Source organism: Sphingomonas sp., assembly GCF_036388215.1.
Lineage (GTDB): Bacteria > Pseudomonadota > Alphaproteobacteria > Sphingomonadales > Sphingomonadaceae > Sphingomonas.
The window spans coordinates 37,294-59,326 of record NZ_DASVSH010000030.1; the positions used below are offsets into that span (position 1 = coordinate 37,294).

Here is a 22,033-nt window from a genome sequence, read left to right on the forward strand (position 1 = left end):
GCCGAGCGAAGCGAGGTCGGAGAGGGGCGGTTATCCACAGGCCCCTCTCCCCGACCCTCTCCCCTGAAGGAGAGAGGGAGACTAGAACTGCCGGAATGCCTACCCGCCTTCATCTCTACGCCATCCCCCCGCATCAGGCTTTCGCCGATGTACTCGCCGCTGGGCTGATCGCGCGGTTCGGCGGGGATGCGCTGGGGCTGGCGCGAGGCGTGGTGCTGGTGCCCAACAACCGCGCCAAGCGATCGATCCAGGACGCTTTTGTCCGCGCGAGCGGGGGCGGGCTGCTGCTGCCGCGCCTCGTCGCGGTCGGTGATCCCGAGCTCGACGAAGCGGTGTTCGAAGCTATCGAGGATTCGGACCCCGTGCCCCCCGCTGTCGATCCGCTCCAGCGGCGGATGATCCTCGCGCGGCTGATCCTGGAAAGCGGCGCGCAGGCCGATGCGGCGGAGGCAGTGCGGCTGGCGGGCGATCTGGCCTCGACGCTCGACCAGCTGCTGATCGAGGAGGTCCCTCCGCACAGGCTGCGCGACCTCGATCTCGGCGATCTCCAGGCACATTGGGAGCGTTCGCTGGCGCTGTTCGAAATCGTGCTGAAGCGCTGGCCGGGCGAACTGAAACGGTTGGGGCGCATTGATCTGGCCGAACGCCGGACGCGCCTGTTGGCCAGGGTTGCGGAGCGCTGGCGCGACGCGCCGCCTGCGGGCTTCGTCTGCGCGGCAGGCGTCACCGCCAGCGCGCCGGCGATCGCGAGGCTGCTGCGCGTCGTTGCCGGCCTGCCGCAGGGCATCGTCGTGCTGCCTGGGCTCTCGAAGGGGATCAGCCAGGCCGAATGGGATTCGCTCGGGCCTCACAAGCCCGATCCCGTCACCGGCCGCCGCAAGCGCGCTTATGAATCGCACCCGCAATTCCAGCTCAAGCTGCTGCTCGAGCGCATGGGCGTGAACCGCAGCGAGTTCGCGATCTGGCAGGGCGAGAGCGAGCATGACGCGGCGCCCGCGCGCAGCAAGGCGATCGCCACCGCGATGGCGCCGCCCGACCTGACGCGGGAGTGGAGCGGGCTTCACTATTCCGCGCGACGGCTGGACGGCGTGCGCGCCTTCGAGGCGGCGACGCTCGCGGAGGAGGCCCAGGGGATCGCCCTGGCGCTGCGCGAAATACTGGAGACCCCGGGCAAGACCGCCGCACTGGTCACCCCCGATCGGGCACTGGCGCGGCGCGTGGTCGCGCATCTCGCGCGGTGGGGCGTGACTATCGACGATTCGGCGGGCGAGCCCCTCTCGGTGTTGCCCCCCGGCACGCTGCTGCTGGCGCTTGCCGAAGCCGCCGCGCAGGATTTCGCGCCGCTGCCCCTGCTCAGCCTGCTCAAGCATCCCTTGGTCATGCCTGATGCGCGGCTGGAATGGCTCGAAGGCGCGCGGCTGCTCGATCGTGTGCTGCGCGGCCCGCGTCCTGCCCCCGGACTGGCCGGAGTGGATCGGCACCTTGCCGAGCAGGACGGGCGCGACGGCGGGCTAAGGCGCGCGGCACAGGCCTGGTGGGCCGGCGCGCGCGCACTCCTTGAGCCGCTCGAGGCGGTGTTCGCCGCGGGTCCCCAGCCGCTGCCCGTGATGCTCGCGGTGCTGCGCGAAACGGCGCAGGCGCTCGGCGGCGACGCATTGTGGAGCCGCGCCGAGGGCCGCACCGCCGCCGATTTGCTCGATGCGCTGGAGCGCGAAGCCGCGTTCGGGCCTCCGCTGGCCGATCCCGCCAGCCTGGCTCCGATATTGCGAACGCTGATGGACGAGAATGCCGTGCGTCCACCCCAGGGCGGACATCCCCGGCTAGCCATTCTCGGCCTGATCGAGGCACGGCTGCATAATGCCGATCTGATGATCCTGGGCGGGCTTAATGAGGGCGTATGGCCTGGACTGCCCGCGCCCGATCCCTGGCTGGCCCCGCGCATCCGCGCCGAACTGGAGCTGCCGGGGCTGGAGCGCCGGATCGGAGTGTCGGCGCATGACCTGGCAAGCGCGCTGGGTGCGCCCGAAGTGCTGCTCACCCGCGCGCGCCGCGATTCCTCCGCCCCAACGATCGCCTCGCGCTTCTGGCTGCGGCTCGAAGCCCTGTCGGGCGGGCTGGAACGCGCGGGCGACCTCGCGGCCTGGGTGGGCGCGATCGACGATCCGGGTCAGCACATTCCCGCCGCGCGGCCCGCGCCGTCGCCCCCGATCGCCGCGCGGCCCAGGATCATATCGGTTACCGAGGTCGATCGGCTCAAGGCCGACCCCTATGCCTTTTATGCCAAACGCATGCTGCGCCTTGCCCCGCTGGATCCGGTGGACGCCGATCCCAGCGCGGCGTGGCGCGGAACGGCGGTGCACGATGTGCTCGAGCAATGGGGCCGGCACGACGATTGCGCTCCGGACAAGCTTCATGCGCGCGCGCTGGCCATGCTGGCGGACGAGCGCACCCACCCGATGATGCGAGCGCTATGGCAGCCCCGGCTGATGGAAGCGATCGACTGGATCGCGCAGGAAATCGGGGCGCAGGCCACGGAGGGCCGCCGCGTTCTGGGCGTCGAGCAGGAAGGCAAGATCGGCTTTGCGGGCGTCACGCTCAAGGGCAAGTTCGATCGGATCGATCGGCTGCCCGATGGAGCGCTGGCCGTGGTCGATTACAAGACCGGCCAGCCGCCCAGCCCGAAAGCTGTCCGCGCCGGATACAGCCTCCAGCTCGGGCTGCTGGGCCTGATAGCGCAGGAGGGCGGTTTCGACGGGATCGCAGGCGAAGCACGCGGCTTCGAATATTGGTCGCTTGCGCGCAAGAATGGCGGCTTCGGCTATATCGACTCTCCTGTTTCGCCCCGCAAGCGCGATCCGATCCCGGCGGACGAATTCGTGGGCATCGCGGGCGAGAACTTCCTGCACGCGGTGCAGGATTGGCTCACGGGCGAACAGCCGTTCACGGCAAAGCTCGTCCCCGAATATGCGCCCTATGCCGAATATGATCAGCTGATGCGCCGCGACGAATGGTATGGCCGTGACTGAAGCCCGCACGCTCCATCCGCTGAAGGGCAATCAGCGCGCGGCCAGCGATCCGGCGCGCAATATCTGGCTCTCGGCATCGGCCGGGACCGGCAAGACCCAGGTGCTCGCCGCGCGCGTGTGGCGGCTGCTGCTCGGCGGCACCGACCCCGGCGCGATCCTGTGCCTCACCTTCACCAAGGCCGGCGCGGCGGAGATGTCCGAGCGGATCACCAGCAAGCTGGCTGAGTGGGTGCGCGCGGATTCTGTGGGGGTGTTTAACGATCTCGAAGCATTGGGCGAGAAATCCGGTCCGGACCAAGTCGCCAGCGCGCGGACGCTGTTCGCCAAGGTTCTCGATGCGCCCGGCGGGGGCCTGCGCATCCAGACGATCCACAGCTTCTGCCAGACCCTGCTATCGGCCTTTCCGGTCGAGGCCGGGCTGGTTCCCGGCTTCCGTCCGCTCGACCAGCGCGAGGAAGCGGTGCTCGCCCGTGAGACGCTTGCGGAGATGCTTGTCGTTGCCGAGCGCGAAGGGCGGATCGGGCTGATCGAAGCGGTAGGCGCGCTGAGCCTGAGGCTGGGAGAGGGACAGGCCGAGGCGTTTCTGAAGCGTTGCGCCTCGGCTGGCGAAGCGATGGCGTCGCTGCCGAGCGGCATCCAGCCTTTCCTGCGCCGCGCAATGGGCTTACCGAGCGGCGATATCGGTGACGAGTTGGAGCGTTGCTGCGCCGACGATTCGTTCGATTGCGCGGGATTGCGTCAGGTGCTGGCGGCCAATCGCAATTGGGGCACCGCCACCGGCGTTTCGCAGGCTGAAGCCGTCGAGCGCTGGCTTGGGGGCCACGCAAAGGAGAGGGCAGCGGGGCTTGAGGCGCTCGGCCTCGTTTTCCGCACCAAATCGGGCGATCCGCGCAAGGTCTCGGCAAAGCTGATCGCGGCCGACGCCGCCTATGAAAGCCTTGCCGAGAGCATAGGTGGCCGCTGCGCGGAATTGCTCGCGATGAAGGTGCAGGCCGATTACGCCGATCTGCTCGCGCGCGGGCTTGAGGTGGGGCGCGTCTATGCCGAGACCTATGCAGGGGCGAAGCGCCGCGTGGGCGCGGTGGATTTCGACGATCTGATCCGCTCGGCCGTTGCCCTGCTCGGGCAAGAGGGGATGGGCGATTGGGTTCGCTTCAAGCTGGACCAAGCAACCGAGCATGTGCTGATCGACGAGGCGCAGGACACCAATCTCAAGCAATGGACGATCGTAGATGCGATCGTCCAGGAATTCGCGGCGGGCAAGGGGACGCGCGAAGCCGGCGCGCGCACCCTCTTCACCGTGGGCGATTACAAGCAGGCGATCTTCAGCTTCCAGGGCACCAGCCCCATCTATTTCCAATGGGCGCATGGGCGCTTCACCGACATGTTTCGCCTGACGCCGGAATTCGAGACCGAGGCGCGCGAGCTGGAAGCCCTGTCGCTCACGCACAGCTTCCGCTCGACGCGGCCGATCCTGGAATTCGTGGACGCGGCGCTCGGCGTGCTTCCCGAACCCGGCATGGGCGCGCTGAGCGAGGCCGAGCCGCATGCCAGCGAAGTGGCCGGCCCGGGTACAGTAACTCTGTGGCCGCTTACCACCGATGGCGGCGCCGAAGCGGATGAGGAAGAATGGGTAAGCGACGCCACACGCGAGCACGCCAAGCGCCTTGCCCGGGCAATTCGCGGCTGGACCGATGGAAGCGTCCTCAAGCGCGATGGGACCCCGCTGGGGCCGGAGGACGTGATGGTGCTGGTCAAGCGGCGGGGCGAACTGGCATCGCTGATCGTCGCGCGGCTCTATGCAGAGGGCGTGCCGGTGGCGGGCGTGGACCGGCTGCGGCTCAATGCGCCGCTGGCGGTGCAGGATCTGCTCGCCGCGATCCGCTTCGCGCTCCAGCCTGACGACGATCTATCGCTGGCTTCGCTGCTCGTCTCGCCGCTGATCGGATGGAGCCAGGACGAACTGATGACGGGCGCGGTGCGCGAGCGCGGTGGCCTGTGGCGTCATCTCCGCGCCACCCAGCCGGCGGAACGGCTCGCGCCGCTGGAGCAATTGCTGCGCCAGGCCGATTTCACCACGCCCTATCGCTTCCTCGAAGCGATCCTTTCGGGCGAGATGGATGGCCGGCGCAAGCTGCTGCTCCGGCTGGGCGAGGAAGCGCGCGATCCGATCGAGGAGTTGCTGAGCGCCGCGCTCAATTTCGAAAGCGTCGCGACCCCTTCGCTCCAGCGTTTCCTCGACTGGTTCGATCGCGGCGATGTCGAGATCAAGCGCGAGGCCGATAAGCCGCGCGGCGCCGTTCGGGTGATGACGGTACACGGGGCCAAGGGGCTTCAGGCGCCGCTGGTGATCCTGGCCGATGCGACAGTGGATCCCGGCAAGAGCCCGCGCGACTTCCTGCCCTGGCAGCCGGATGGATATGATGGCGAGCCGTTCCCGATCTTTCGCCCGCGGGCGGCGGAGCAGGGCGGGGCGCTCGACAGCGTGGTCACCGCCGCCGCCAAGGCGGAGATGGAAGAGCATTGGCGGCTATTCTATGTCGCCGCCACACGCGCGGAGGAACGGCTCGTGATCGCCGGCGCCCTCGGCCCACAAGCAAAAGGCGAGGCGCCCGCCGTGAGCTGGTATTCCGCATGCGCACGGGCGTTCGATGCGCTGGGGGTCGAGGGCGCGGGCGCCCGCGAATTTCATGGCATTGTCCCGCCCGCGCCAGCAGCGCGCAGAAAGCCGAAAGCCGCGCAGATTTTCGAAACACCGGTCCTGCCCGCATGGGTGACAGCCTCCGCGCCCCAGGAATCGCGACCGCCGCGGCCGCTGGCGCCGTCCTCGCTAGGGGAAGACAGCGTCGCCGATCCCCCGCCAACACCCGCGCTGCGCATCGCCGCGGAGCGTGGCCGATTGCTGCACGCATTGTTCGAGCGGCTGCCCGGCGTGGCGCCGGACAGGCGCGCGCAGGCGGCGGACCGCTGGCTGGCCGGGGCGGGGGGCGTGGAGGATGCGGCAATGCGCCGCGCGCTGATCGAAGCGGCATTGAGCGTGACCGAGGATGATCGCTTCGCCGAATTGTTCGGGCCGGAGTCGCTGGGCGAAGCACCGATCGCCGCCGTGGTGGGGGCAGGCGTGGTCGTGACCGGCACCATCGACAGGCTGGTCGTAACGCCTGACCGGGTGCGCGTGGTCGATTTCAAGACCGGCCGCCGCGCCCCGGCCTCGCTGGAGGATGTGCCCGCTTATCACCTGCGCCAGATGGCCGCCTACGCCGCGGCGCTCGCGGTCATCTTCCCCGGGCGGGCGATCGAGGCGGGTCTGCTCTACACGGCGGGCCCCACGCTCTACCCGCTGCCCCTGGAGCTGCTGTCGGCGCACAAGCCCGGCTTCGCCGCCTCGGAGCAAAGCTTGCCTTCGCGCGCTTGAGCCGGAAGGCCCGCGCACCTAGATTGTACCCCACACAGGAGAATTCCCATGGCCACCAAGGCGACCACCGACGCGAGCTTCGAATCCGACGTACTTCAGGGCGACAAGCCCGTGCTGGTCGATTTCTGGGCCGAATGGTGCGGCCCGTGCCGGATGATCGCGCCGGCGCTCGAGGAATTGTCGAGCGAGATGGCCGATCAGGTCCAGATCGTGAAGGTCGATATCGATGCGAACCCCGAAGCGCCGGGCAAATATGGCGTGCGCGGCATCCCCACCATGATCCTGTTCAAGAACGGCCAGCAGGCCGCGACTCAGGTCGGTGCGCTTCCCAAAGGGGCGATCAAGCAGTGGCTCGAACGCGAACTCTGACGCTGGCTCAAGGGTAATCCGCCCGCACGAAGAACAGTCCGTCCGAAGGCGCGTTGAGCCCCAGCTCCGCGCGGTCGCGGGCCTCCAGCGCCGCGGTCATGTCGTCCGGCGTCCATTTCCCCTGGCCCACCAGCGCCAGGCACCCGACCATCGAGCGCACCTGATGATGCAGGAATGACCGCGCGGACGCGAATACGCTGATCCGCTCCCCTTCGCGCACCACTTCCAGCCGATCGAGCGTCCGCAATGGGCTGTCGGCCTGGCAATGCACCGAGCGGAAGGTGGTGAAATCGTGCCGCCCCACCAACCGCGCCGCGCCTTGGGACATTGCCTCCGCATCCAGCGGATTGGCTACTCGCCAGGCCAGCCCCCTCTCCCAGGTCAGCGGCGCGCGGCGCTGCACGATACGATACTCGTAATAACGGGCCAGGCACGAGAAGCGCGCATGCCAATCCGCCGCCACTTCCACGCAATCGAGGATCGCGACCGGATCGGGCCGCAGCCGGGCGTTGAGCGCCTCCATCAGCCGAAACGGCGTGATCGTGCGTGCCACATCGAGATGCGCGCGCATCCCTAGCGCATGCACCCCGGCATCGGTACGCCCGGCGGCATGCACCGCGACGCGCTCACCGGTGATTTCGAACGCCGCGTCCTCGATCGCCTGCTGCACGCTTGGGCCATGATCCTGCCGCTGCCAGCCCATGAAGGGCCGCCCGTCATATTCTACCGTGAGAGCGAACCGCGTCAAAGCTGGGTGCCGGCCGGGATGGGAAAGCCGCGCAACATCTCCTCAGCCGTCATAACGCCCCGCCCGGCACGCTGGACGAGAACAGGGCGGATCGCGGCCTCCAGACAGGCGATGCCAAGGCGGTCATCGAGAACCAGCCCCGGGGCACCTGTATCAGGCGTGACTTCCACCCCCAGCACACGGATGCGCTCGCCGCCGAACTCGAAATAGGCCGCCGGGTGAAATGCCCGCACCTGCCGATCGACCTCATTGGCGCTCAGCCTGAAGCGCAGCCGCGTCTCTTCCTTGGTAACCTTGGGAGCGTAGGTGACGCCTTGCTCGGGCTGGGGAACCGGCCAATAGGAATCCGGATCGGCGAGCACCTGCACCATCAGCCGCGCGCCCATTCTGCTCAATTCGGTGGTGAGCTGTCCCACAGTCTTGCGGCCGATCGGCGTCCGCCCCTCGATCAGCACCGGCCCGGTATCCAGCCCCGCCTCCATCTGCATGATGCCCACGCCGGTCTCCGCATCGCCGGCGAGGATCGCCCGCTGGATCGGCGCGGCGCCCCGCCATCGCGGCAACAGGGAACCGTGAACATTCAAGCAGCCGAGCCTGGGCGCCTCTAACACTGGCCGGGGCAAGATCAGGCCATAGGCGGCCACCACGGCGACATCGGCATTCCAAGCCGCGAATTCCGCCTGCGCCTCCGCCTCGCGCAAGGTTACCGGCGTACGCACCGCGATGCCCAGGGTCTCGGCCCGCGTGTGAACCGGGGAGGGCGCGGTCTTGCCGCGATTCCCCCGCCGCGGCGGCTGGCTGTATGCCGTAACTACATCATGCCCCGCCTCCACCAGCGCATCGAGCACCGGTACGGCGAATTCGGGCGTTCCCATAAAGACGATCCGCATGCGGGCGCTTTCGGATCGGATTTCGCGCCACGCAACCAAAAACCGCTCACCCTGAGCTTGTCGAAGGGTGCTTCGACAAGCTCAGCATGAGCGGTTAGAGGAAGGCGCATGGCCTCCCACGAGATCGAAGCGCTCACCCAAGCCCTGTCGCGGCTGCCCGGCCTCGGGCCGCGCTCCGCACGGCGCGCCGTGCTCCATTTGCTCAAAAAGCGCGAGACTGCGCTCGATCCTCTGCTCGCCGCTCTCGGCGCGGTCAGCCAGAAGCTCGGCACCTGCGGCATCTGCGGCAATGTCGATACCGTTAGCCCCTGCTCGATCTGCGCCGATCCCCGCCGCGAAGCGCGTTCACTCTGCGTGGTGGAGGAAGTCGCGGACCTCTGGGCGCTCGATCGATCGCGCCTGTTTCCCGGCAAATTCCACGTCCTGGGTGGCCGGCTATCGGCGCTAGAAGGAATCCGGCCCGAAGATCTGCGCATCGACAGCCTCGTCGCGCGGCTTTCGGCGGGGGGCGTGGACGAAGTCGTCCTGGCGATGAACGCAACGCTCGAAGGGCAGACCACCGCCCATTATGTCGCCGAACGCATCGAGGCGTTCCCCATCCGCGTCACCCAGCTCGCCCATGGCCTGCCGGTGGGCGGGGAGCTCGATTATCTCGACGAAGGCACGCTGGCCCAGGCGCTCAGGGCGCGGCGGCCGGTCGCCTAGCACGTTCCCGTCCCTTGCAGGGAGGGGCGCAAGAAACTAAATCCCCATCCATGGCAGTCCTGCAAATTCTGGAAGTACCCGATCCGCGCCTTCGCATCATCTCGACACCCGTCGAGACCGTGGATGACGATCTGCGCGCGCTGATCGATGACATGTTCGATACCATGTATGACGCGCCCGGCATCGGCCTCGCCGCGATCCAGGTGGGCGTGCCCAAGCGCGTGGTCGTGATGGACCTGCAGGAGCGGGAGGATGAGGAAGGCAAGCCAATCCGCGAGCCGCGCGTCTTCATCAATCCCGAAATCCTCGATCCGGCCGAGGAGCAATCGGTCTATACCGAAGGCTGCCTCTCGGTTCCCGAGCAGTTCGCCGATGTCGAGCGCCCCGCCCGCTGCCGCGTCAAATGGCTCGACGAGACGGGCGCCGAGCATGACGAGGTGTTCGAGGGGCTGCTCGCCACCTGCGTTCAGCATGAAATGGATCATCTCGAGGGGATCGTCTTCATCGACCACCTCTCCCGTCTCAAGCGCGACATGATCCTCAAGAAGCTCAACAAGGCGCGCAAGGCGGCTGCGTGATCAGCTTGCGGTAATCCAAGCGAGCCGATAGGGTTCGCCTTCTGTTCCCGGGAGGCCGAATTGGATCTGCTCGTTCTCGCCATTGCCATCGCCGGCCTGGTCACGGCCTTCACGATCGGGCTGTTTTTGGGCGGCCGGCCGGCCGTGCAGATGCGCCGTGAACGCGACGCGCGCGAGGCCGATTTCAGGGCTGCCGCCGCGGAACTGGGCCGCGCGCAGATCGAGCTGGCGACGCTGAAGGCAGAGACGACCGGTCTCGAATCGCGCTTCGCCGAACTTGCCGGGCGTATCCTGGGCGAAACCCAGAAGAACTTCCTCGAACGCGCCGATCAGCGGTTTGCTCAGGCGGGCGAGAGCAACGAGGCGAAATTGAAGGCCCTGCTCACCCCCGTGCAGGAGACGCTGAAGCGTTATGAGGAGGGGCTGACGAATGTCGAGAAGGAGCGGGTAGGCAGCTATCAGGCGCTGCGCGAGGCGGTTACCTTGCTCCATGCCGGCCACACCCAGGTTCGCGACGAGACCGCCAAACTGGTCAACGCGCTCCGCGCCAGCCCCAAGGCGCGTGGACGCTGGGGCGAGCAAAGCTTGAAAAATGTGCTCGAACAGGCCGGGCTCTCCCAGCACGCCGATTTCGCCACCGAAGTCTCGGTAAACACCGAGGACGGGCGTCTCCGCCCCGATGTGATCGTGCGGCTGCCGGGCGGACGGAAGCTCATCATCGATGCCAAATGCTCGCTCAATGCCTTTCTCGACGCGAGCGACGCGCATGACGACGCGACCCGCGCTTCGCATCTCCAGCTTCATGCCGCCGCCATCCGCCGCCATGCCGAGCAACTGGGGTCCAAGAATTACTGGGCGCAGTTCGGCGACGCGGCGGATTATGTGATTCTCTACATTCCCGGCGAGCATTTCCTCACCGCCGCGCTGGAGCAGGATGGCGGGCTGTGGGAATGGGCGTTCGAGCGACGCGTGCTGCTTGCCACGCCCACCAATCTAGTCGCGATCGCGCGCACCGTGGCCAGCGTCTGGCGGCAGGAGCGGCTGGCGGAGGAGGCCGCGGAGATCGCCCGGCTGGGCAAGGAACTGCATTCGCGGCTGGCGACGATGGGAAGTCACATTGCCCGCATGGGCCGCAATCTCGAAGGCGCCAGCAGCGCCTATAATGCGATGGTCGGCAGCCTGGAGAGCCAGGTGATGACTCAGGCCAAGCGCTTCGAGGCGCTCGAAGTGTCGAGCGGCGCGAAGGAGATCGAGCCGCTGCCCATGGTCGAGACCGCGATCCGCCCCCTCACCAAGATGGCGGCGCTACCAGTCACGCCAGCACTGGAAGACGCCGCCGAATAGGTTCAGCGCCGCCCGCGCGGGGCCAGCACCATCGTCTCGCCGCGCCGACCGGTCAGCACCAATTTTCCGTTGCGATTGCTGCTCACGCTCAGCCGCTGGCCGAACAGGCGAAGGACCGCGGCCTCCTGCACGTTCCCGCCGCGTGTCACGCAAGCGCGCCGCGTCGTCGCGAGAGGTCCCGCGGCGATCCGGCCGCGTTCGAAGCGGAAGCTGCCGTTGAATTTATTGCAACTCGCATCGCCGCTTATCCGGTTGCCGCGGAAGCTGACATCGGGGGACGTGCGCGGCGCGACGAGGCGGCCGTTTATCGACTGGATCGTCCACTCGCCTTCGATCATCGATCGGGGGGCGGACTCGCTGCCGGATCCTTCCCCGCCGCAGCCCTTATAGACGCGGCCATCCACCGTGACTGTCACCGTGTCCGGATAAACCCGGTCGCTCATGCCGTCGCTGCAGCGGACGTGATTGGTGTTCACGCCGATCCGGCGCGACTGCCAGATTTCGCCCGCGAACCCGTGGATCACCTTGGGCGCCGGCACCACGACAGGCTGGCGGTCCGGAGCCTCGAAGCGCATCGTACGTCCGTCGATGGTGAGCGCCCAAAAGGGTTCGGTGCCGCGCGCAACATAGGGATCGACGGGAGTCTGCGCCGCGGCGGGCAGGGCAGTCATCGAGACCAGGGCGGCGGCAATCAGCTTCTTCATCGAAAAATCTCCTCGGAGGTTCGCTGTCGACGATCCGCGCTGAACGCACGGTGGCCGATTTGTTTCGCTACCGTTCAGTGATCTACGGCGGCTAAGCCCGCCGCCGCTGGTTCAGCACCTCATAAGCCATCACTGCGGTGGCCACCGCCGCGTTGAGCGAGTCGGCCTTGCCCAGCATCGGAATCTTGACCCTCACGTCGCAAGCCGCGGCCATGAAATCCGGCATCCCTTGCGCTTCGTTGCCGGTGAGCAGGAAGGTGGGCGCTTCGTAGCGCGCCGCCTGATAATCCAAATCGGTGTCGAGGCTGAGCCCGACCAGCTGCCCCGGCCCCTTGCGCAGCCAGGTGGCAAACTCCGACCAGGGCGCGCGCGCCACCGGTATGGTGAACAGCGCGCCCATACTGGCGCGGACTGCCTCGACCGAGAAGGGATCGACGCACTCGTCGATCAGGATCAGGCCGCCCGCGCCGATCGCGTCGGCGGTGCGCAGGATCGTGCCTAGATTGCCCGGATCGCGCAGCCGCTCGGCGACCAGCCAGATGGGGGCCGCGCTTCGGTCCAGATCCTCGAGCTTTGCTTCGAATTCGGGAAAAACGCCTACGACCGCGCCGGGATTGTCCTTGCCCGAAAGCTTGGAAAGGATGTCCGCATTGGTCTCGATCGCCTCGCCCGAATGCGCCTCCACGCCTTCGATCAGCGCCTGCACCAGCGGATGGTTCGCGCTCTCCCGGGCATAGAAAAGGTATTCCGGCAGCCGCCCCGCCTCGCGCGCTTCGGTCAGGATGCGCAGCCCTTCGGCCAGGAACAGCCCTTCCTCACGCCGATGCTTCTTCTCGCGCAGATTGCGGACGCGCTTGATGAGGGGATTGGAGAAGGCGGTTATTTCGCGGGGCATCGCGTCAGCCCTAGATGATCGACGAAGGGATCGAAATCGCGATCTGAATAGAGAAGCGAATATCCCTCGGCGATGCAGCGGGTCGCGATAAGCGTGTCGATGGTCTTGCGGATCGTGATGCCGCGGCGGCGGAGTGCTCTGAAATTCTGTGCCGCCTGCAGAGCGACCTGGGCCCCGCCGATCTCGATGACAGGCGCTCTCGCCATGATCTTCCAGACCTGGGCAAACTCCAGGTCGCTGGTGAAGCCTTGCAGAACCTCGGTGAGGATCAGATCGCCGGATGCCAATTCCTCGGTGCCCAGCAATCGATCGAGCCGATCGGTCTGCGGGGTCGCAACTCCGCGGAAATAGTCGATCCAGATGCTTGAATCGACGAGAATCATCAGTCGAGACGCATAGCCTCGAGATCACCTTCCCAAGATGTGAGCTTGCCGCGATACTTACGAATTTCGGCCTGATTGCGAAGCCGGACCATCGTTCGGAGCGCTTCCTCGACAGCCTCGCGCTTGGTTCTCGCGCCCGTCGCCCGCATGGCGTCCGCCATTAATTGGTCGTCGATCACGATATTGGTGCGCATGATGTGTATCCTCGAGCTATGACATACACATAGGCTGGAGATGGCGGGGATTCAATCCTCGCCGAAACGCGCCTCGACCAGCTCGACCAGCGCCTGCACCGCGCCTTCGGCGCCTGCGCCCTCGGCGCTGATAGTGATCGTGTCGCCGCGCGCGGCGCCCAGCATCATCAGGTCGAGGATCGAGGTGCCCGACGCGCTCGATCCATCCTTCTCGACGGTGAGCTCGACAGGATGGCTGGTCGCCAGCGTGACAAAGGCCATGCTGGCCCGCGCGTGGAGCCCGCGCTTGTTCTCGATCGTTACCGAGCGCTGGCAGCGGCTCATGCCGCCGCCTCGCCGAGAACTTCAGAGGCGACGGTGATGTATTTGCGGCCTGCGTCCCGCGCCGCGGCGACGGCTTCGGTGACTTTCATCGCCTTGCGAGCGCTGCCCAGCCGGATCAGCATCGGCAGGTTGATGCCCGCGATCACTTCGATCTTGCCGGCTTCCATAAGCGAGATCGCCAGATTGGAGGGCGTGCCGCCAAACAGGTCGCTCAGCACGATCACGCCCTGGCCCGCATCCACCTTGGCGATGGCGGCGGCGATGTCGGCGCGGCGACCTTCCATATCGTCCTCGGGGCCGATGCAGATCGGTTCGATCCGCTCCTGCTTGCCGACGACATGCTCCATCGCGACCACGAACTCTTCGGCGAGCCGACCGTGCGTCACGAGTACCAGACCGATCATTCTAACTCAGCCTTCTCATGCCACCAGCGGCGCCCCCTCAAGCGAGTCCTGCGGCGCGGTCTGCAGGTCGCGGTGGGTCACCGTGGGCGAAAATCCTTCCTGGCGCAACCGCGCCGCCATCCGTTCGGCGACATGCACCGAACGATGCCGACCGCCGGTGCACCCGAATGCGACAGTCACATATGCCTTGCCCTCCGCCTGATAGCGCGGAACTAATAAAAGCAGCAGCGATTCGATCTGCGCCATCGCCTCGGCATAAGCGGGGTCTGCGGCGACATAGGCCGATACGTTCGCATCCTTGCCGGTGCCTGGCCGGAGCGCCTTGTCCCAATGAGGATTGCGCAGGAAGCGCATGTCGAGGACCAGATCCGCATTTCGCGGCAGCCCCCGCGCGAAGCCGAAGGAAAGGATCGAGAGCGTCGTTTCGCCCACTCCGTCGCCGGAAAAGGTCGATCGGATCTGCTGCGCCAGCTCGTGGCCGGCCAGGCTTGTGGTATCGACCAGCCGGTTCGACCATTCGCGCAAGGGGGCCAGCAATTCGCGCTCGCGGGCGATGCCGTCGGAGGCGGGGCGGTCCTGTGCCAGCGGGTGCCGGCGGCGCGTCTCCGAATAGCGGCGCTCCAGCTCCGAGCCCGCACACTCAAGGAAAAGCGTGCCGACATCGTGCCCGTGATCCTCGCGCAGCTTCTTGATGCGCCGAACGATGCTCTCGGCGTCGAAACCGCGGGTCTGCGTGCCGATCCCCAGCGCGAGGGGTCGTTCGTCGTCGCCATCGGTGCCTTCGGCGGGCGCGGTGTCGAGCAGCCGGTTGAGCAGGAGGAGGGGCAGATTGTCCACCGTCTCCCAGCCAAGATCCTCGAGCGTGCGCAACACAGTCGATTTGCCCGCGCCGGACATGCCCGTGACGAGCAGGATATGCTTCGGCTTCCGGCTCATTTTCGCTGCTTGAGCCACAGCTCGGCCTTGATCGGCGCGGCGGGATCGCTGGAGGCGAGGGCGAGCACCGGCACATCGATGCCGGAGATGCTGCGCGTCCGCTTGTCTTCAGGGAAGCGCGGGCCGGCGTCGAGCAATACGATAAGCAATTCCACGGGCACGCGCTCCGCATGCGGCGTTTCGACAATGCCCAGTCCCCGCACTTCGATCCGTCCGCCCGCGCCGGCAACCGGGCTCGCCAGCAACACGCCCTCGTGGCGCAGGCAAACCGTTTGCGCATCGGCGACCAGAGTCGCCCCGCGATCGATCATTTGCAGCGCCAGGCCCGTTCGGCCTTCCCCTTCGCGGCACTCGATCAGTACGCCGCGCCCGTCCACGGCGACGCAGGCAGCCTGGATCGCTTCGGAAGAAAGCACGGCCATCAGCTCCGCTCCGCTCTGGGCAGCCGCACTACGAAGCGCGCTCCGCTCACTCGATCCTCCCGCGATTCCACTACAATGCTCCCCTGATGCGCCTCAACGATCGTGCGGGCGATGGCAAGCCCCAGCCCCGAATGCCGGCCAAAGGCTTCGGTCTCGGGGCGGACCGAATGGAAGCGCCGGAAGATATTGTCGCGGGCGTCCTCGGGAACGCCGGGGCCCTCGTCCTCCACGCTTATCGTCAGCGTCTCAGCGTCGCTTTCCGCCGATATTCGGATCGTCCCGCCGGGGGGCGAGAATGAAATCGCATTCTCAATCAAATTCTCGAACACGCGCTCCAGCCGTCCGCCTTCGCCAAGCACATTGAGTGCGGTCTTGGGCTTGGCGGCGAAAGCGGCGCGAATGCCGCTAGGCAGGCCGCGGGCCTCGCGGCTGTCGAGCAGCGCCTGGATCATCGCGCCCACGTCCACGGGCTCGAAGGTCGCCCGGCTGAGTTGTGCGTCCAGCCGCGACGCGTCGGAGATATCGCTGATCAGGCGATCGAGGCGATGCACGTCGTCGCGGACGATCTCGAGCAACTGATCGCGGTGCTCGCGCTTCTTCACGCTGGTGAGGCTGTCTACGGCCGATCGAAGCGAGGCGAGGGGGTTCTTCAGCTCGTGCGTCACGTCCGCTGCAAAGCTCTCGGTCGCATCGATCCGCGCGCGTAGCGCCTGGCTCATGTCGGAAAGCGCGCGGGCGAGCAGCCCGATCTCGTCGCTGCGCTCGGGCAGCCGCGGCACCACGACTTCGCGCGCGCGCCCCAGGCGCACCCGAATCGCCGCGCGGGCAAGCAGCCGCAGCGGGCGCACGATCGTCCGCGCCAGGAACAGGGAGAGAAGGATCGACGCCAGCGAGACGATCAGCAGCACGATTCCCAGCCGATAGCGCTCCGAGCGCACCGTCTGGGTGATGTCGCGAGCATTGACCGTAGTCATGACCACGCCGAGTCCCGTGATCGGCGCGGCGGCGGTGATCACCGGCGTGCGATCCGGCGCGCGCCAGACCGTCGCGGCGGAACCGTGCACTGCCTGCGCGGTGCGCACGTCGGGCCACTCCAGCCCATGATCGCGTGGCCGCTCGCGATACGCCGGCGCCCGCGTGGCGCCTGCCACGGTATCGATCACGGCGTCGAGCCAGCGCGCCGCTTCCAGCCCCCAGGGATCCTTGTCCGGATCCCGCAGGGTCGCATTGCGAAGACCCAGTTCGCGGCTGTCGGCCAGCGACTTTCCCTCGTCGTCGAACAAGCGGATGCGCGTGCCCATGTCGCGCGCCAGGCTGAGCACCAGCAAGTCGCGGCGCTTGGCGTCCTTGTTGGTCGATGCGAGCGCCTGCGCGATCAGGCGCGCCTCGCGGCTCGCCTGCTCGACTCGGCTGTCGACCATCCTGCTGCGGTATGAATCGAGATAGGAGAACCCCCCCCCGAGCAGCGCCAGCGCGAAAATATTGACCGCAAGGATACGCGGCGTGAGGCTGACACGGTTCGACCATTTCAGCCCGAGCGCCTGATCGTCATTCGTCGGAGAAGCGGTATCCGGCCCCATAGAGCGTCTCGATAGCATCGAATTCAGGATCGACCTGCCGGAATTTGCGGCGGACGCGCTTGATATGGCTGTCGATAGTGCGGTCATCGACATAGATGTCGTCCTGATAGGCGGCATCCATCAGCTGGTTGCGCGTCTTGACGATGCCGGGGCGCTGGGCGAGCGTTTCGAGGATCAGGAATTCGGTGACGGTGAGCGTCACGTTGTTTCCGGCCCAGCTCACGCGGTGCCGTGCCGGATCCATCGTCAGCCGTCCCCGCTCTAGTATCTCGGCCGGAGTCTCTTCGCTGCCCTCGGCGTTGGGCAGGGTGGCCTCGGTGCGGCGCAGGATCGCGCGGATGCGAGCGATCAGCAGCCGCTGGCTGAACGGCTTGGCGATGTAATCGTCCGCGCCCATCGCCAGGCCGAGCGCTTCGTCGAGTTCGTCGTCCTTGCTGGTCAGGAAGATCACCGGGATCGCGCTCTTCTCGCGCAGCCGGCGGAGCAACTCCAGCCCGTCCATGTTCGGCATCTTGATATCGAGCACCGCCAAATCGGGCGGATTCTCGACCAGCGCCTTCAATGCGCTCTCGCCGTCTGAATAGACGCGGGTCAGAAAGCCTTCGGTCTGAAGCGCGATCGAGACCGAGGTCAGGATGTTCCGGTCGTCATCGACCAGCGCGATAGTCGCTGTCATGTGCCAGTCATAGCGTTGCAACCGCGCATCACCAACCGCGTAATCGAAAGTTCGTGGGACACAATCCAATGACACCGCTTACCCGCATTGACCCGCGCGCGTAGCTGCCTAATGCGTCTCAACATATGGATATTGTGCGCCCGGGAGGCGCTGAGGAGGGACTGTCTTGAACGACCGCGCACCGCGCCATGGTCTCGATGCGCAAGGCATCGGAACCGGGGCTGAGATTTTCTGGAATCTGGGAACTGCTCCATTGGTGGAGCATGCCGTGCGCCGCGGCGAGGGCAGGCTGGCGGCAGATGGGCCCCTCGTCGTCACCACGGGCAAGCATACGGGGCGAAGCGCCAAGGATAAATATGTCGTCCGCGATGCGACGACGGAGGACAATGTCTCGTGGGGCAATGTGAACCGCGGCATGAGTCCCGCGCATTTCGCCGCGCTCAAGGCCGACTTCTTCGCCGAAATCGCCCAGCGCGAAATGCTCTTCGTCCAGGACCTGTACGGCGGCTCGCAGCCTGAGCACCGCGTCAACGTCCGCGTGATCAATGAGCTTGCCTGGCATAACCTTTTCATCCGCACGCTTCTGGTCCGTCCCGACGCGAGCGAACTGCCCGGCTTCACTCCCGAATATACGATCATCGACCTGCCGAATTTCAGGGCCGATCCCGAACGCCACGGCTGCCGCAGCGAGACCGTGATCGCGGTCAGTTTCACCGAGAAGCTGATCCTGATCGGCGGCACGGCCTATGCCGGCGAAATGAAGAAGAGTGTGTTCGGGCTGCTCAACTATCTGCTGCCCGCGGACGGCATCATGCCGATGCATTGCTCGGCCAATATGGGCGCGAATGGCGATACGGCCGTGTTCTTTGGCCTGTCGGGCACGGGGAAGACCACGCTTTCGGCCGATGCGAGCCGGACGCTGATCGGCGACGACGAGCACGGCTGGTCCGACACGGCAGTCTTCAATTTCGAAGGCGGCTGCTACGCCAAGATGATCAACCTTTCGGCCGATGCGGAGCCCGAGATATTCGCGACCACCAGGCGCTTCGGCACGGTGCTCGAGAATGTCGTGATGGACCCCGAAACCCGCGCGCTCGATTTCAACGATAACAGCTTGGCCGAGAACAGCCGCGGCGCCTATCCGATCGAGTTCATCCCGAACACATCGAGCCAAAATCTCGGCCCCGTGCCCAAGAACATCATCTTCCTCACCGCCGACGCGTTCGGCGTGATGCCGCCGATCGCGAAGCTCACGCCCGAGCAGGCGATGTACCATTTCCTCTCGGGCTACACCGCGAAAGTGGCGGGCACCGAGATCGGCGTGACGGAGCCCGAGGCGACATTCTCCACCTGCTTCGGCGCCGCGTTCATGCCGCGTCACCCTTCGGTCTATGGCAATCTGCTCAAGAGCCGGATCGCCAAAGGCGGCGTGGATTGCTGGCTGGTCAATACTGGCTGGAGCGGCGGCCGCGCCACCGATCCCGGCATCAAGCGCATGCCGATCAAGGTGACCCGCGCCTTGCTCAATGCGGCGCTGGACGGCAGCCTGAACGAGGTCGAGTTCCGAAAGGATCCCAATTTCGGCTTCATGGTGCCGGTGACCGCTCCGGGCGTGGACAGCGCGATTCTCGATCCCCGCGAGACCTGGGCCGACAAAGCCGATTACGACGCGACCGCGGGCAAGCTGGTGGACCAGTTCGTAGATAATTTCGCTCAATTCGTGGATCATGTTGACGAGGGCGTGCGACAAGCCGCGCCTCAAACAAAAGCCGCCGCCTGAACCGACCATTCGCCCCGCCTTTTCTCTACTGACAGCGAAATCGCCCGCCGGGGCGAGGGGCCTGATCGCGTGTTCGTTGGAGCGGGCAGACTGGACGCACGAGGCGCATCTGGCCGCATGCCTTTATCTGTTGACCGAACGGCGCGATCTGGACGTGGACGCCGAGATCGCCGGCCTGATCTCCCGCTTCAACGAAAGCGTGGGCGGCGTGAACGACGATCAGGGCGGCTATCACGACACGATCACGCGCGCCTATGTGACGGGGGTGCGCCTGTTCCTGGCCGAGACGGAAGAAGCGGGGCTGAGCGCGCAAGTCAACGCGCTGCTGCTTTCGCCGGTGGGAGCGCGCGAATGGCCGCTACGCTTCTATAGCCACGATCTGCTCTTCTCGGTCGCCGCGCGCCGCGGATATGTCGCGCCGGACCTCGCGCCGCTGGCTATTCCGCGTGCGGCTCCCTAGATTAGAAGCACTGACTGGCAAATCCCTTCGTAGGCGCCGGCGGCTGAGAGACCTATGTGCTCCCGCTTACGATTTCGGGAAGCCTCATGAACGTCGATCCTGCCACATCAGAAGAACAGCCCGTCGCGCCCCCGGCTGAGGCCAATGCGAAGCCGCAGTACAAGCGCTTCCGCAAGCGTTTCGACACCGTGCGCCTCACGCCCGAAGCCGCGGCCCGGCAGGGCAAGGCCGCGACCGCGGCGTTCCTCGCACTCAAGGACCGCGACGCGATGATCGCCTTTCTGAACACGCACGACGACGCCTTGGGCGGACGCCCGATCGATTTGGCGGTGGAAAGCGACGAGGGGTTGAAGGCAGTCGAGGCGGCTCTGGCCGCGCGCTAGGCCTTCTTCGCCGCCACGTGCCGATCCACGATCTGCCCCAGCACCGTCATCGGCACATTGCCGCCCAGAACCACCGCATCGTTGAACGCGCGGAAGTCGTAGCGGTCGCCCAGCGATGCCCGGGCGCGCTCGCGCAACCGATTGATCTCGCTATGGCCCACTTTGTAGCCGCAAGCCTGGCCCGGCCATGAGCAATAGCGGTCTACTTCGCCGCGGACTTCCTCTTCCGATGAACCATTCGCTTCGACGAACCACTTGATCGCCTGCTCGCGCGTCCAGCGCTTGGCGTGCAGCCCAGTATCGACCACCAAGCGGCATGCGCGAAACCCGAGCGACTGGAGATAGCCCAGCTTCTCGGCCGGGTTGGCGGCATAGACGCCCAGTTCGTCGGCGATCTGCTCGGCATAGAGCGCCCAGCCTTCCGAATAGGCGTTGAACGATAGGAGCGAGCGGATCAGCGGCAGCTTGTTCGCATATTCGCCCTGCCAGACATGTCCGGGGATCGCCTCATGATAGGCCAGATCGGGCAGGCTGAAGCGCGAATGCAGGCTCGTCGTGCGCAAGTTGATCCAGAACTTGCCGGGGATCGTCCCGTCGATCGATCCGGCGCCGCCATAAGCACCCGGCGCGCCGGGCTCTTCCTCTGGCGGCAAGCGCTTCACTTCCACATTGCCCTTCACCAGCGTGTGAAACGCCTGGGGCATGCGGCTGCGGATGTCGGAAATGCGGTCGTTCAGGAATTTCATGATCTCAGCGCGGCCGGGATCGCCGTCGGGGAAGGTGAAGCGCTTGTCCTTGGCCAGGGCTTCCATGCGCGCGCCGACGCTGCCGGTCGAATAACCTTCCTTCTTGAGGATCGCGTCCATCTCGCTCTGGATCGCGGCGAGCTGTTCCAGGCCCATTCGGTGGACTTCGTCGGGAGTCATCGCCGTCGTGGTGCCCGCGCTCAGCGCCCAGGCGTAATAAGCGTCGCCGTCCCTGAACTTCCAGACCCCCGCGTCGCTTGTCGCGCGCTTGCGGTGCCGCTCCAGCTCGGCGATCTGGCGGCCGAGCGCTGGGCCGATCTTGTCCTTGGCAAGCAGCCATGCGCGATACCCGAAATCGCCGCCCATCCCAACGGTGCGGTTCGCCACTGAAGTCACCACGCCCCAGCCCGCGCTGTTTCCCGCGCGCGCCAGCTTTATCTGGGCCAGGCATTTGTCGAGCAGGAAATCTGGGGCGATAACGCCCTTGCCGGCTGCGATCTTGAGCCGCTGGGTCTCGCCGTCGAGCTGCTCGGCATAGCTTTCCAGCCGGTCGAGATAGGCTTCGCCATCCTCGGTGTTGGCAATCTGGTGATCGCTGTCGAGGAAGCGCGGCACATCCAGAAAGGCGCCGACATTCTGCACCACCACATAGGGCGAGTTGCGCCAGCTCCCGACCGCCACGTCGCCATAGCCGAAGGCGAACCCCTTCAGCGCATTGCCATATGCCGCCTGCACGACATCCACATTGGTGCGCATGATCGGGCTCAGCGCATTCAGGTCGAGCTTGGCGATATCGGCCAGCGCCTTGCTCAGATGCGCGGCGAGCGCAGCCTGTCCCTTCGGCGAACGGTCGGTCAGGCGATGCTTGAGCATTGCGTACTGGCCTTTGTCGATGCCCAGCGTGGTCGCGCTCTCGGGATAGTCCCGCAGGAGGGTCTGCGCGATTCCCGTCAGCAGCTTCTCGGCCTGTGCATCGTCGCCAGGTGCGAAGGCGCGGGCCGTGGCGGGGAAGGCGCCCAGCACCAGGCCGGCGCCCGTGCCCAGCAGAAGGTCGCGGCGATTGCTAAGCAT

General features: G+C 66.4%; 22 protein-coding genes. 9 read left to right on the forward strand and 13 right to left on the reverse strand.

Features of this window, described 5'->3' with window-relative positions:
* Positions 1 to 95: 95 nt before the first annotated feature.
* The 3 genes from addB to trxA are packed head-to-tail and all read left to right on the forward strand — an operon-like array spanning position 96 to position 6,810.
* Positions 96 to 3,026: a double-strand break repair protein AddB gene (gene addB / locus VF617_RS11210; RefSeq protein WP_331014972.1), complete on the forward strand. Its 2,931-nt coding sequence runs from the start codon at positions 96 to 98 to the stop codon at positions 3,024 to 3,026.
* Positions 3,013 to 6,441 (forward strand): double-strand break repair helicase AddA, encoded by a 3,429-nt coding sequence (gene addA / locus VF617_RS11215; protein ID WP_331014973.1) that lies wholly within the window; start codon positions 3,013 to 3,015, stop codon positions 6,439 to 6,441. Before addB ends, addA begins: the two co-directional genes overlap by 14 nt.
* A gap of 48 nt (positions 6,442 to 6,489) precedes the next feature.
* Positions 6,490 to 6,810 (forward strand): thioredoxin, encoded by a 321-nt coding sequence (trxA, locus tag VF617_RS11220; RefSeq protein ID WP_331014974.1) that lies wholly within the window; start codon positions 6,490 to 6,492, stop codon positions 6,808 to 6,810.
* 7 nt (positions 6,811 to 6,817) lie between these two features.
* Here the strand turns inward: trxA and truA are convergent, their stop codons facing one another.
* Together truA and fmt are read right to left on the reverse strand one after the other, a co-directional pair.
* Entirely contained in the window at positions 6,818 to 7,558 is a 741-nt protein-coding gene (truA, locus tag VF617_RS11225; RefSeq protein ID WP_331014975.1) for a tRNA pseudouridine(38-40) synthase TruA, read from the reverse strand.
* On the reverse strand, positions 7,555 to 8,448 hold the full coding sequence (gene fmt, locus VF617_RS11230) for a methionyl-tRNA formyltransferase (RefSeq protein ID WP_331014976.1): 894 nt from the start codon (positions 8,446 to 8,448) through the stop codon (positions 7,555 to 7,557). The genes truA and fmt overlap by 4 nt, the downstream gene beginning before the upstream one ends.
* Before the next feature lie 108 nt (positions 8,449 to 8,556).
* Here fmt and recR point away from each other — a divergent pair, with 108 nt between their 5' ends.
* Genes recR through VF617_RS11245 form a run of 3 tightly spaced genes read left to right on the forward strand, consistent with a single transcriptional unit; the run spans position 8,557 to position 11,075 of the window.
* Positions 8,557 to 9,153: a recombination mediator RecR gene (gene recR, locus VF617_RS11235; protein ID WP_331014977.1), complete on the forward strand. Its 597-nt coding sequence runs from the start codon at positions 8,557 to 8,559 to the stop codon at positions 9,151 to 9,153.
* A gap of 50 nt (positions 9,154 to 9,203) precedes the next feature.
* A complete protein-coding gene (def, locus tag VF617_RS11240) occupies positions 9,204 to 9,731 on the forward strand; it encodes a peptide deformylase (protein WP_331014978.1) in 528 nt (175 codons plus the stop codon).
* A gap of 60 nt (positions 9,732 to 9,791) precedes the next feature.
* Positions 9,792 to 11,075 carry a DNA recombination protein RmuC gene (locus VF617_RS11245; RefSeq protein ID WP_331014979.1) on the forward strand — a complete coding sequence of 428 codons (1,284 nt, stop codon included), beginning with the start codon at positions 9,792 to 9,794 and terminating at the stop codon, positions 11,073 to 11,075.
* Positions 11,076 to 11,077: 2 nt separating this feature from the next.
* Here the strand turns inward: VF617_RS11245 and VF617_RS11250 are convergent, their stop codons facing one another.
* From VF617_RS11250 to VF617_RS11295, 10 genes are all read right to left on the reverse strand, one after another.
* The gene (locus tag VF617_RS11250; protein ID WP_331014980.1) at positions 11,078 to 11,779 is read right to left on the reverse strand and encodes an META domain-containing protein; all 702 of its coding nucleotides are present in this window, start codon (positions 11,777 to 11,779) and stop codon (positions 11,078 to 11,080) included.
* A 91-nt stretch (positions 11,780 to 11,870) separates the two neighbouring features.
* On the reverse strand, positions 11,871 to 12,674 hold the full coding sequence (locus VF617_RS11255) for an RNA methyltransferase (protein WP_331014981.1): 804 nt from the start codon (positions 12,672 to 12,674) through the stop codon (positions 11,871 to 11,873).
* On the reverse strand, positions 12,659 to 13,057 hold the full coding sequence (gene vapC, locus VF617_RS11260) for a type II toxin-antitoxin system VapC family toxin (protein WP_331014982.1): 399 nt from the start codon (positions 13,055 to 13,057) through the stop codon (positions 12,659 to 12,661). Before vapC ends, VF617_RS11255 begins: the two co-directional genes overlap by 16 nt.
* Entirely contained in the window at positions 13,057 to 13,251 is a 195-nt protein-coding gene (locus VF617_RS11265; protein WP_331014983.1) for a type II toxin-antitoxin system VapB family antitoxin, read from the reverse strand. The genes vapC and VF617_RS11265 overlap by 1 nt, the downstream gene beginning before the upstream one ends.
* Before the next feature lie 51 nt (positions 13,252 to 13,302).
* Entirely contained in the window at positions 13,303 to 13,575 is a 273-nt protein-coding gene (locus VF617_RS11270; protein WP_331014984.1) for an HPr family phosphocarrier protein, read from the reverse strand.
* Positions 13,572 to 13,979, reverse strand: coding sequence for a PTS sugar transporter subunit IIA (locus VF617_RS11275; protein WP_331014985.1), 408 nt, complete (start codon positions 13,977 to 13,979; stop codon positions 13,572 to 13,574). The genes VF617_RS11270 and VF617_RS11275 overlap by 4 nt, the downstream gene beginning before the upstream one ends.
* 15 nt (positions 13,980 to 13,994) lie before the next feature.
* Positions 13,995 to 14,915 (reverse strand): RNase adapter RapZ, encoded by a 921-nt coding sequence (gene rapZ, locus VF617_RS11280; protein ID WP_331014986.1) that lies wholly within the window; start codon positions 14,913 to 14,915, stop codon positions 13,995 to 13,997.
* The gene (locus VF617_RS11285; protein ID WP_331014987.1) at positions 14,912 to 15,337 is read right to left on the reverse strand and encodes an aldolase; all 426 of its coding nucleotides are present in this window, start codon (positions 15,335 to 15,337) and stop codon (positions 14,912 to 14,914) included. Before VF617_RS11285 ends, rapZ begins: the two co-directional genes overlap by 4 nt.
* A complete protein-coding gene (locus tag VF617_RS11290) occupies positions 15,337 to 16,917 on the reverse strand; it encodes a sensor histidine kinase (protein ID WP_331014988.1) in 1,581 nt (526 codons plus the stop codon). The genes VF617_RS11285 and VF617_RS11290 overlap by 1 nt, the downstream gene beginning before the upstream one ends.
* A complete protein-coding gene (locus VF617_RS11295; RefSeq protein WP_331014989.1) occupies positions 16,886 to 17,593 on the reverse strand; it encodes a response regulator transcription factor in 708 nt (235 codons plus the stop codon). The genes VF617_RS11290 and VF617_RS11295 overlap by 32 nt, the downstream gene beginning before the upstream one ends.
* A gap of 166 nt (positions 17,594 to 17,759) precedes the next feature.
* Between VF617_RS11295 and VF617_RS11300 the strand changes: the two genes are divergently transcribed.
* The 3 genes from VF617_RS11300 to VF617_RS11310 all read left to right on the forward strand — a co-directional run bounded on the left by VF617_RS11300 (position 17,760) and on the right by VF617_RS11310 (position 20,216).
* Positions 17,760 to 19,373, forward strand: a complete 1,614-nt coding sequence (locus VF617_RS11300) for a phosphoenolpyruvate carboxykinase (RefSeq protein ID WP_331014990.1) — start codon at positions 17,760 to 17,762, stop codon at positions 19,371 to 19,373.
* Between the two features lie 76 nt (positions 19,374 to 19,449).
* Positions 19,450 to 19,833, forward strand: coding sequence for a hypothetical protein (locus VF617_RS11305; RefSeq protein WP_331014991.1), 384 nt, complete (start codon positions 19,450 to 19,452; stop codon positions 19,831 to 19,833).
* Between the two features lie 86 nt (positions 19,834 to 19,919).
* Complete coding sequence (locus VF617_RS11310) at positions 19,920 to 20,216, forward strand: antitoxin Xre/MbcA/ParS toxin-binding domain-containing protein (protein WP_331014992.1); 297 nt, start codon at positions 19,920 to 19,922, stop codon at positions 20,214 to 20,216.
* On the opposite strand, the gene VF617_RS11315 is transcribed toward VF617_RS11310, so the two are convergent.
* Positions 20,213 to 22,033 (reverse strand): DUF885 domain-containing protein, encoded by a 1,821-nt coding sequence (locus VF617_RS11315; RefSeq protein ID WP_331014993.1) that lies wholly within the window; start codon positions 22,031 to 22,033, stop codon positions 20,213 to 20,215. The two genes, VF617_RS11310 and VF617_RS11315, sit on opposite strands and share 4 nt — an antisense overlap.

Coding starts and splice junctions, on each gene's coding strand:
- addB (WP_331014972.1), top strand. CDS start 96: ATGCCTACCCGCCTTCATCTCTACGCCATCCCCCCGCATCAGGCTTTC.
- addA (WP_331014973.1), top strand. CDS start 3,013: ATGGCCGTGACTGAAGCCCGCACGCTCCATCCGCTGAAGGGCAATCAG.
- trxA (WP_331014974.1), top strand. CDS start 6,490: ATGGCCACCAAGGCGACCACCGACGCGAGCTTCGAATCCGACGTACTT.
- fmt (WP_331014976.1), bottom strand. CDS start 8,448: ATGCGGATCGTCTTTATGGGAACGCCCGAATTCGCCGTACCGGTGCTC.
- recR (WP_331014977.1), top strand. CDS start 8,557: ATGGCCTCCCACGAGATCGAAGCGCTCACCCAAGCCCTGTCGCGGCTG.
- def (WP_331014978.1), top strand. CDS start 9,204: ATGGCAGTCCTGCAAATTCTGGAAGTACCCGATCCGCGCCTTCGCATC.
- VF617_RS11250 (WP_331014980.1), bottom strand. CDS start 11,779: ATGAAGAAGCTGATTGCCGCCGCCCTGGTCTCGATGACTGCCCTGCCC.
- VF617_RS11255 (WP_331014981.1), bottom strand. CDS start 12,674: ATGCCCCGCGAAATAACCGCCTTCTCCAATCCCCTCATCAAGCGCGTC.
- vapC (WP_331014982.1), bottom strand. CDS start 13,057: ATGATTCTCGTCGATTCAAGCATCTGGATCGACTATTTCCGCGGAGTT.
- VF617_RS11265 (WP_331014983.1), bottom strand. CDS start 13,251: ATGCGCACCAATATCGTGATCGACGACCAATTAATGGCGGACGCCATG.
- VF617_RS11270 (WP_331014984.1), bottom strand. CDS start 13,575: ATGAGCCGCTGCCAGCGCTCGGTAACGATCGAGAACAAGCGCGGGCTC.
- VF617_RS11275 (WP_331014985.1), bottom strand. CDS start 13,979: ATGATCGGTCTGGTACTCGTGACGCACGGTCGGCTCGCCGAAGAGTTC.
- rapZ (WP_331014986.1), bottom strand. CDS start 14,915: ATGAGCCGGAAGCCGAAGCATATCCTGCTCGTCACGGGCATGTCCGGC.
- VF617_RS11285 (WP_331014987.1), bottom strand. CDS start 15,337: ATGGCCGTGCTTTCTTCCGAAGCGATCCAGGCTGCCTGCGTCGCCGTG.
- VF617_RS11290 (WP_331014988.1), bottom strand. CDS start 16,917: ATGGGGCCGGATACCGCTTCTCCGACGAATGACGATCAGGCGCTCGGG.
- VF617_RS11295 (WP_331014989.1), bottom strand. CDS start 17,593: ATGACAGCGACTATCGCGCTGGTCGATGACGACCGGAACATCCTGACC.
- VF617_RS11310 (WP_331014992.1), top strand. CDS start 19,920: ATGAACGTCGATCCTGCCACATCAGAAGAACAGCCCGTCGCGCCCCCG.
- VF617_RS11315 (WP_331014993.1), bottom strand. CDS start 22,033: ATGCTTAGCAATCGCCGCGACCTTCTGCTGGGCACGGGCGCCGGCCTG.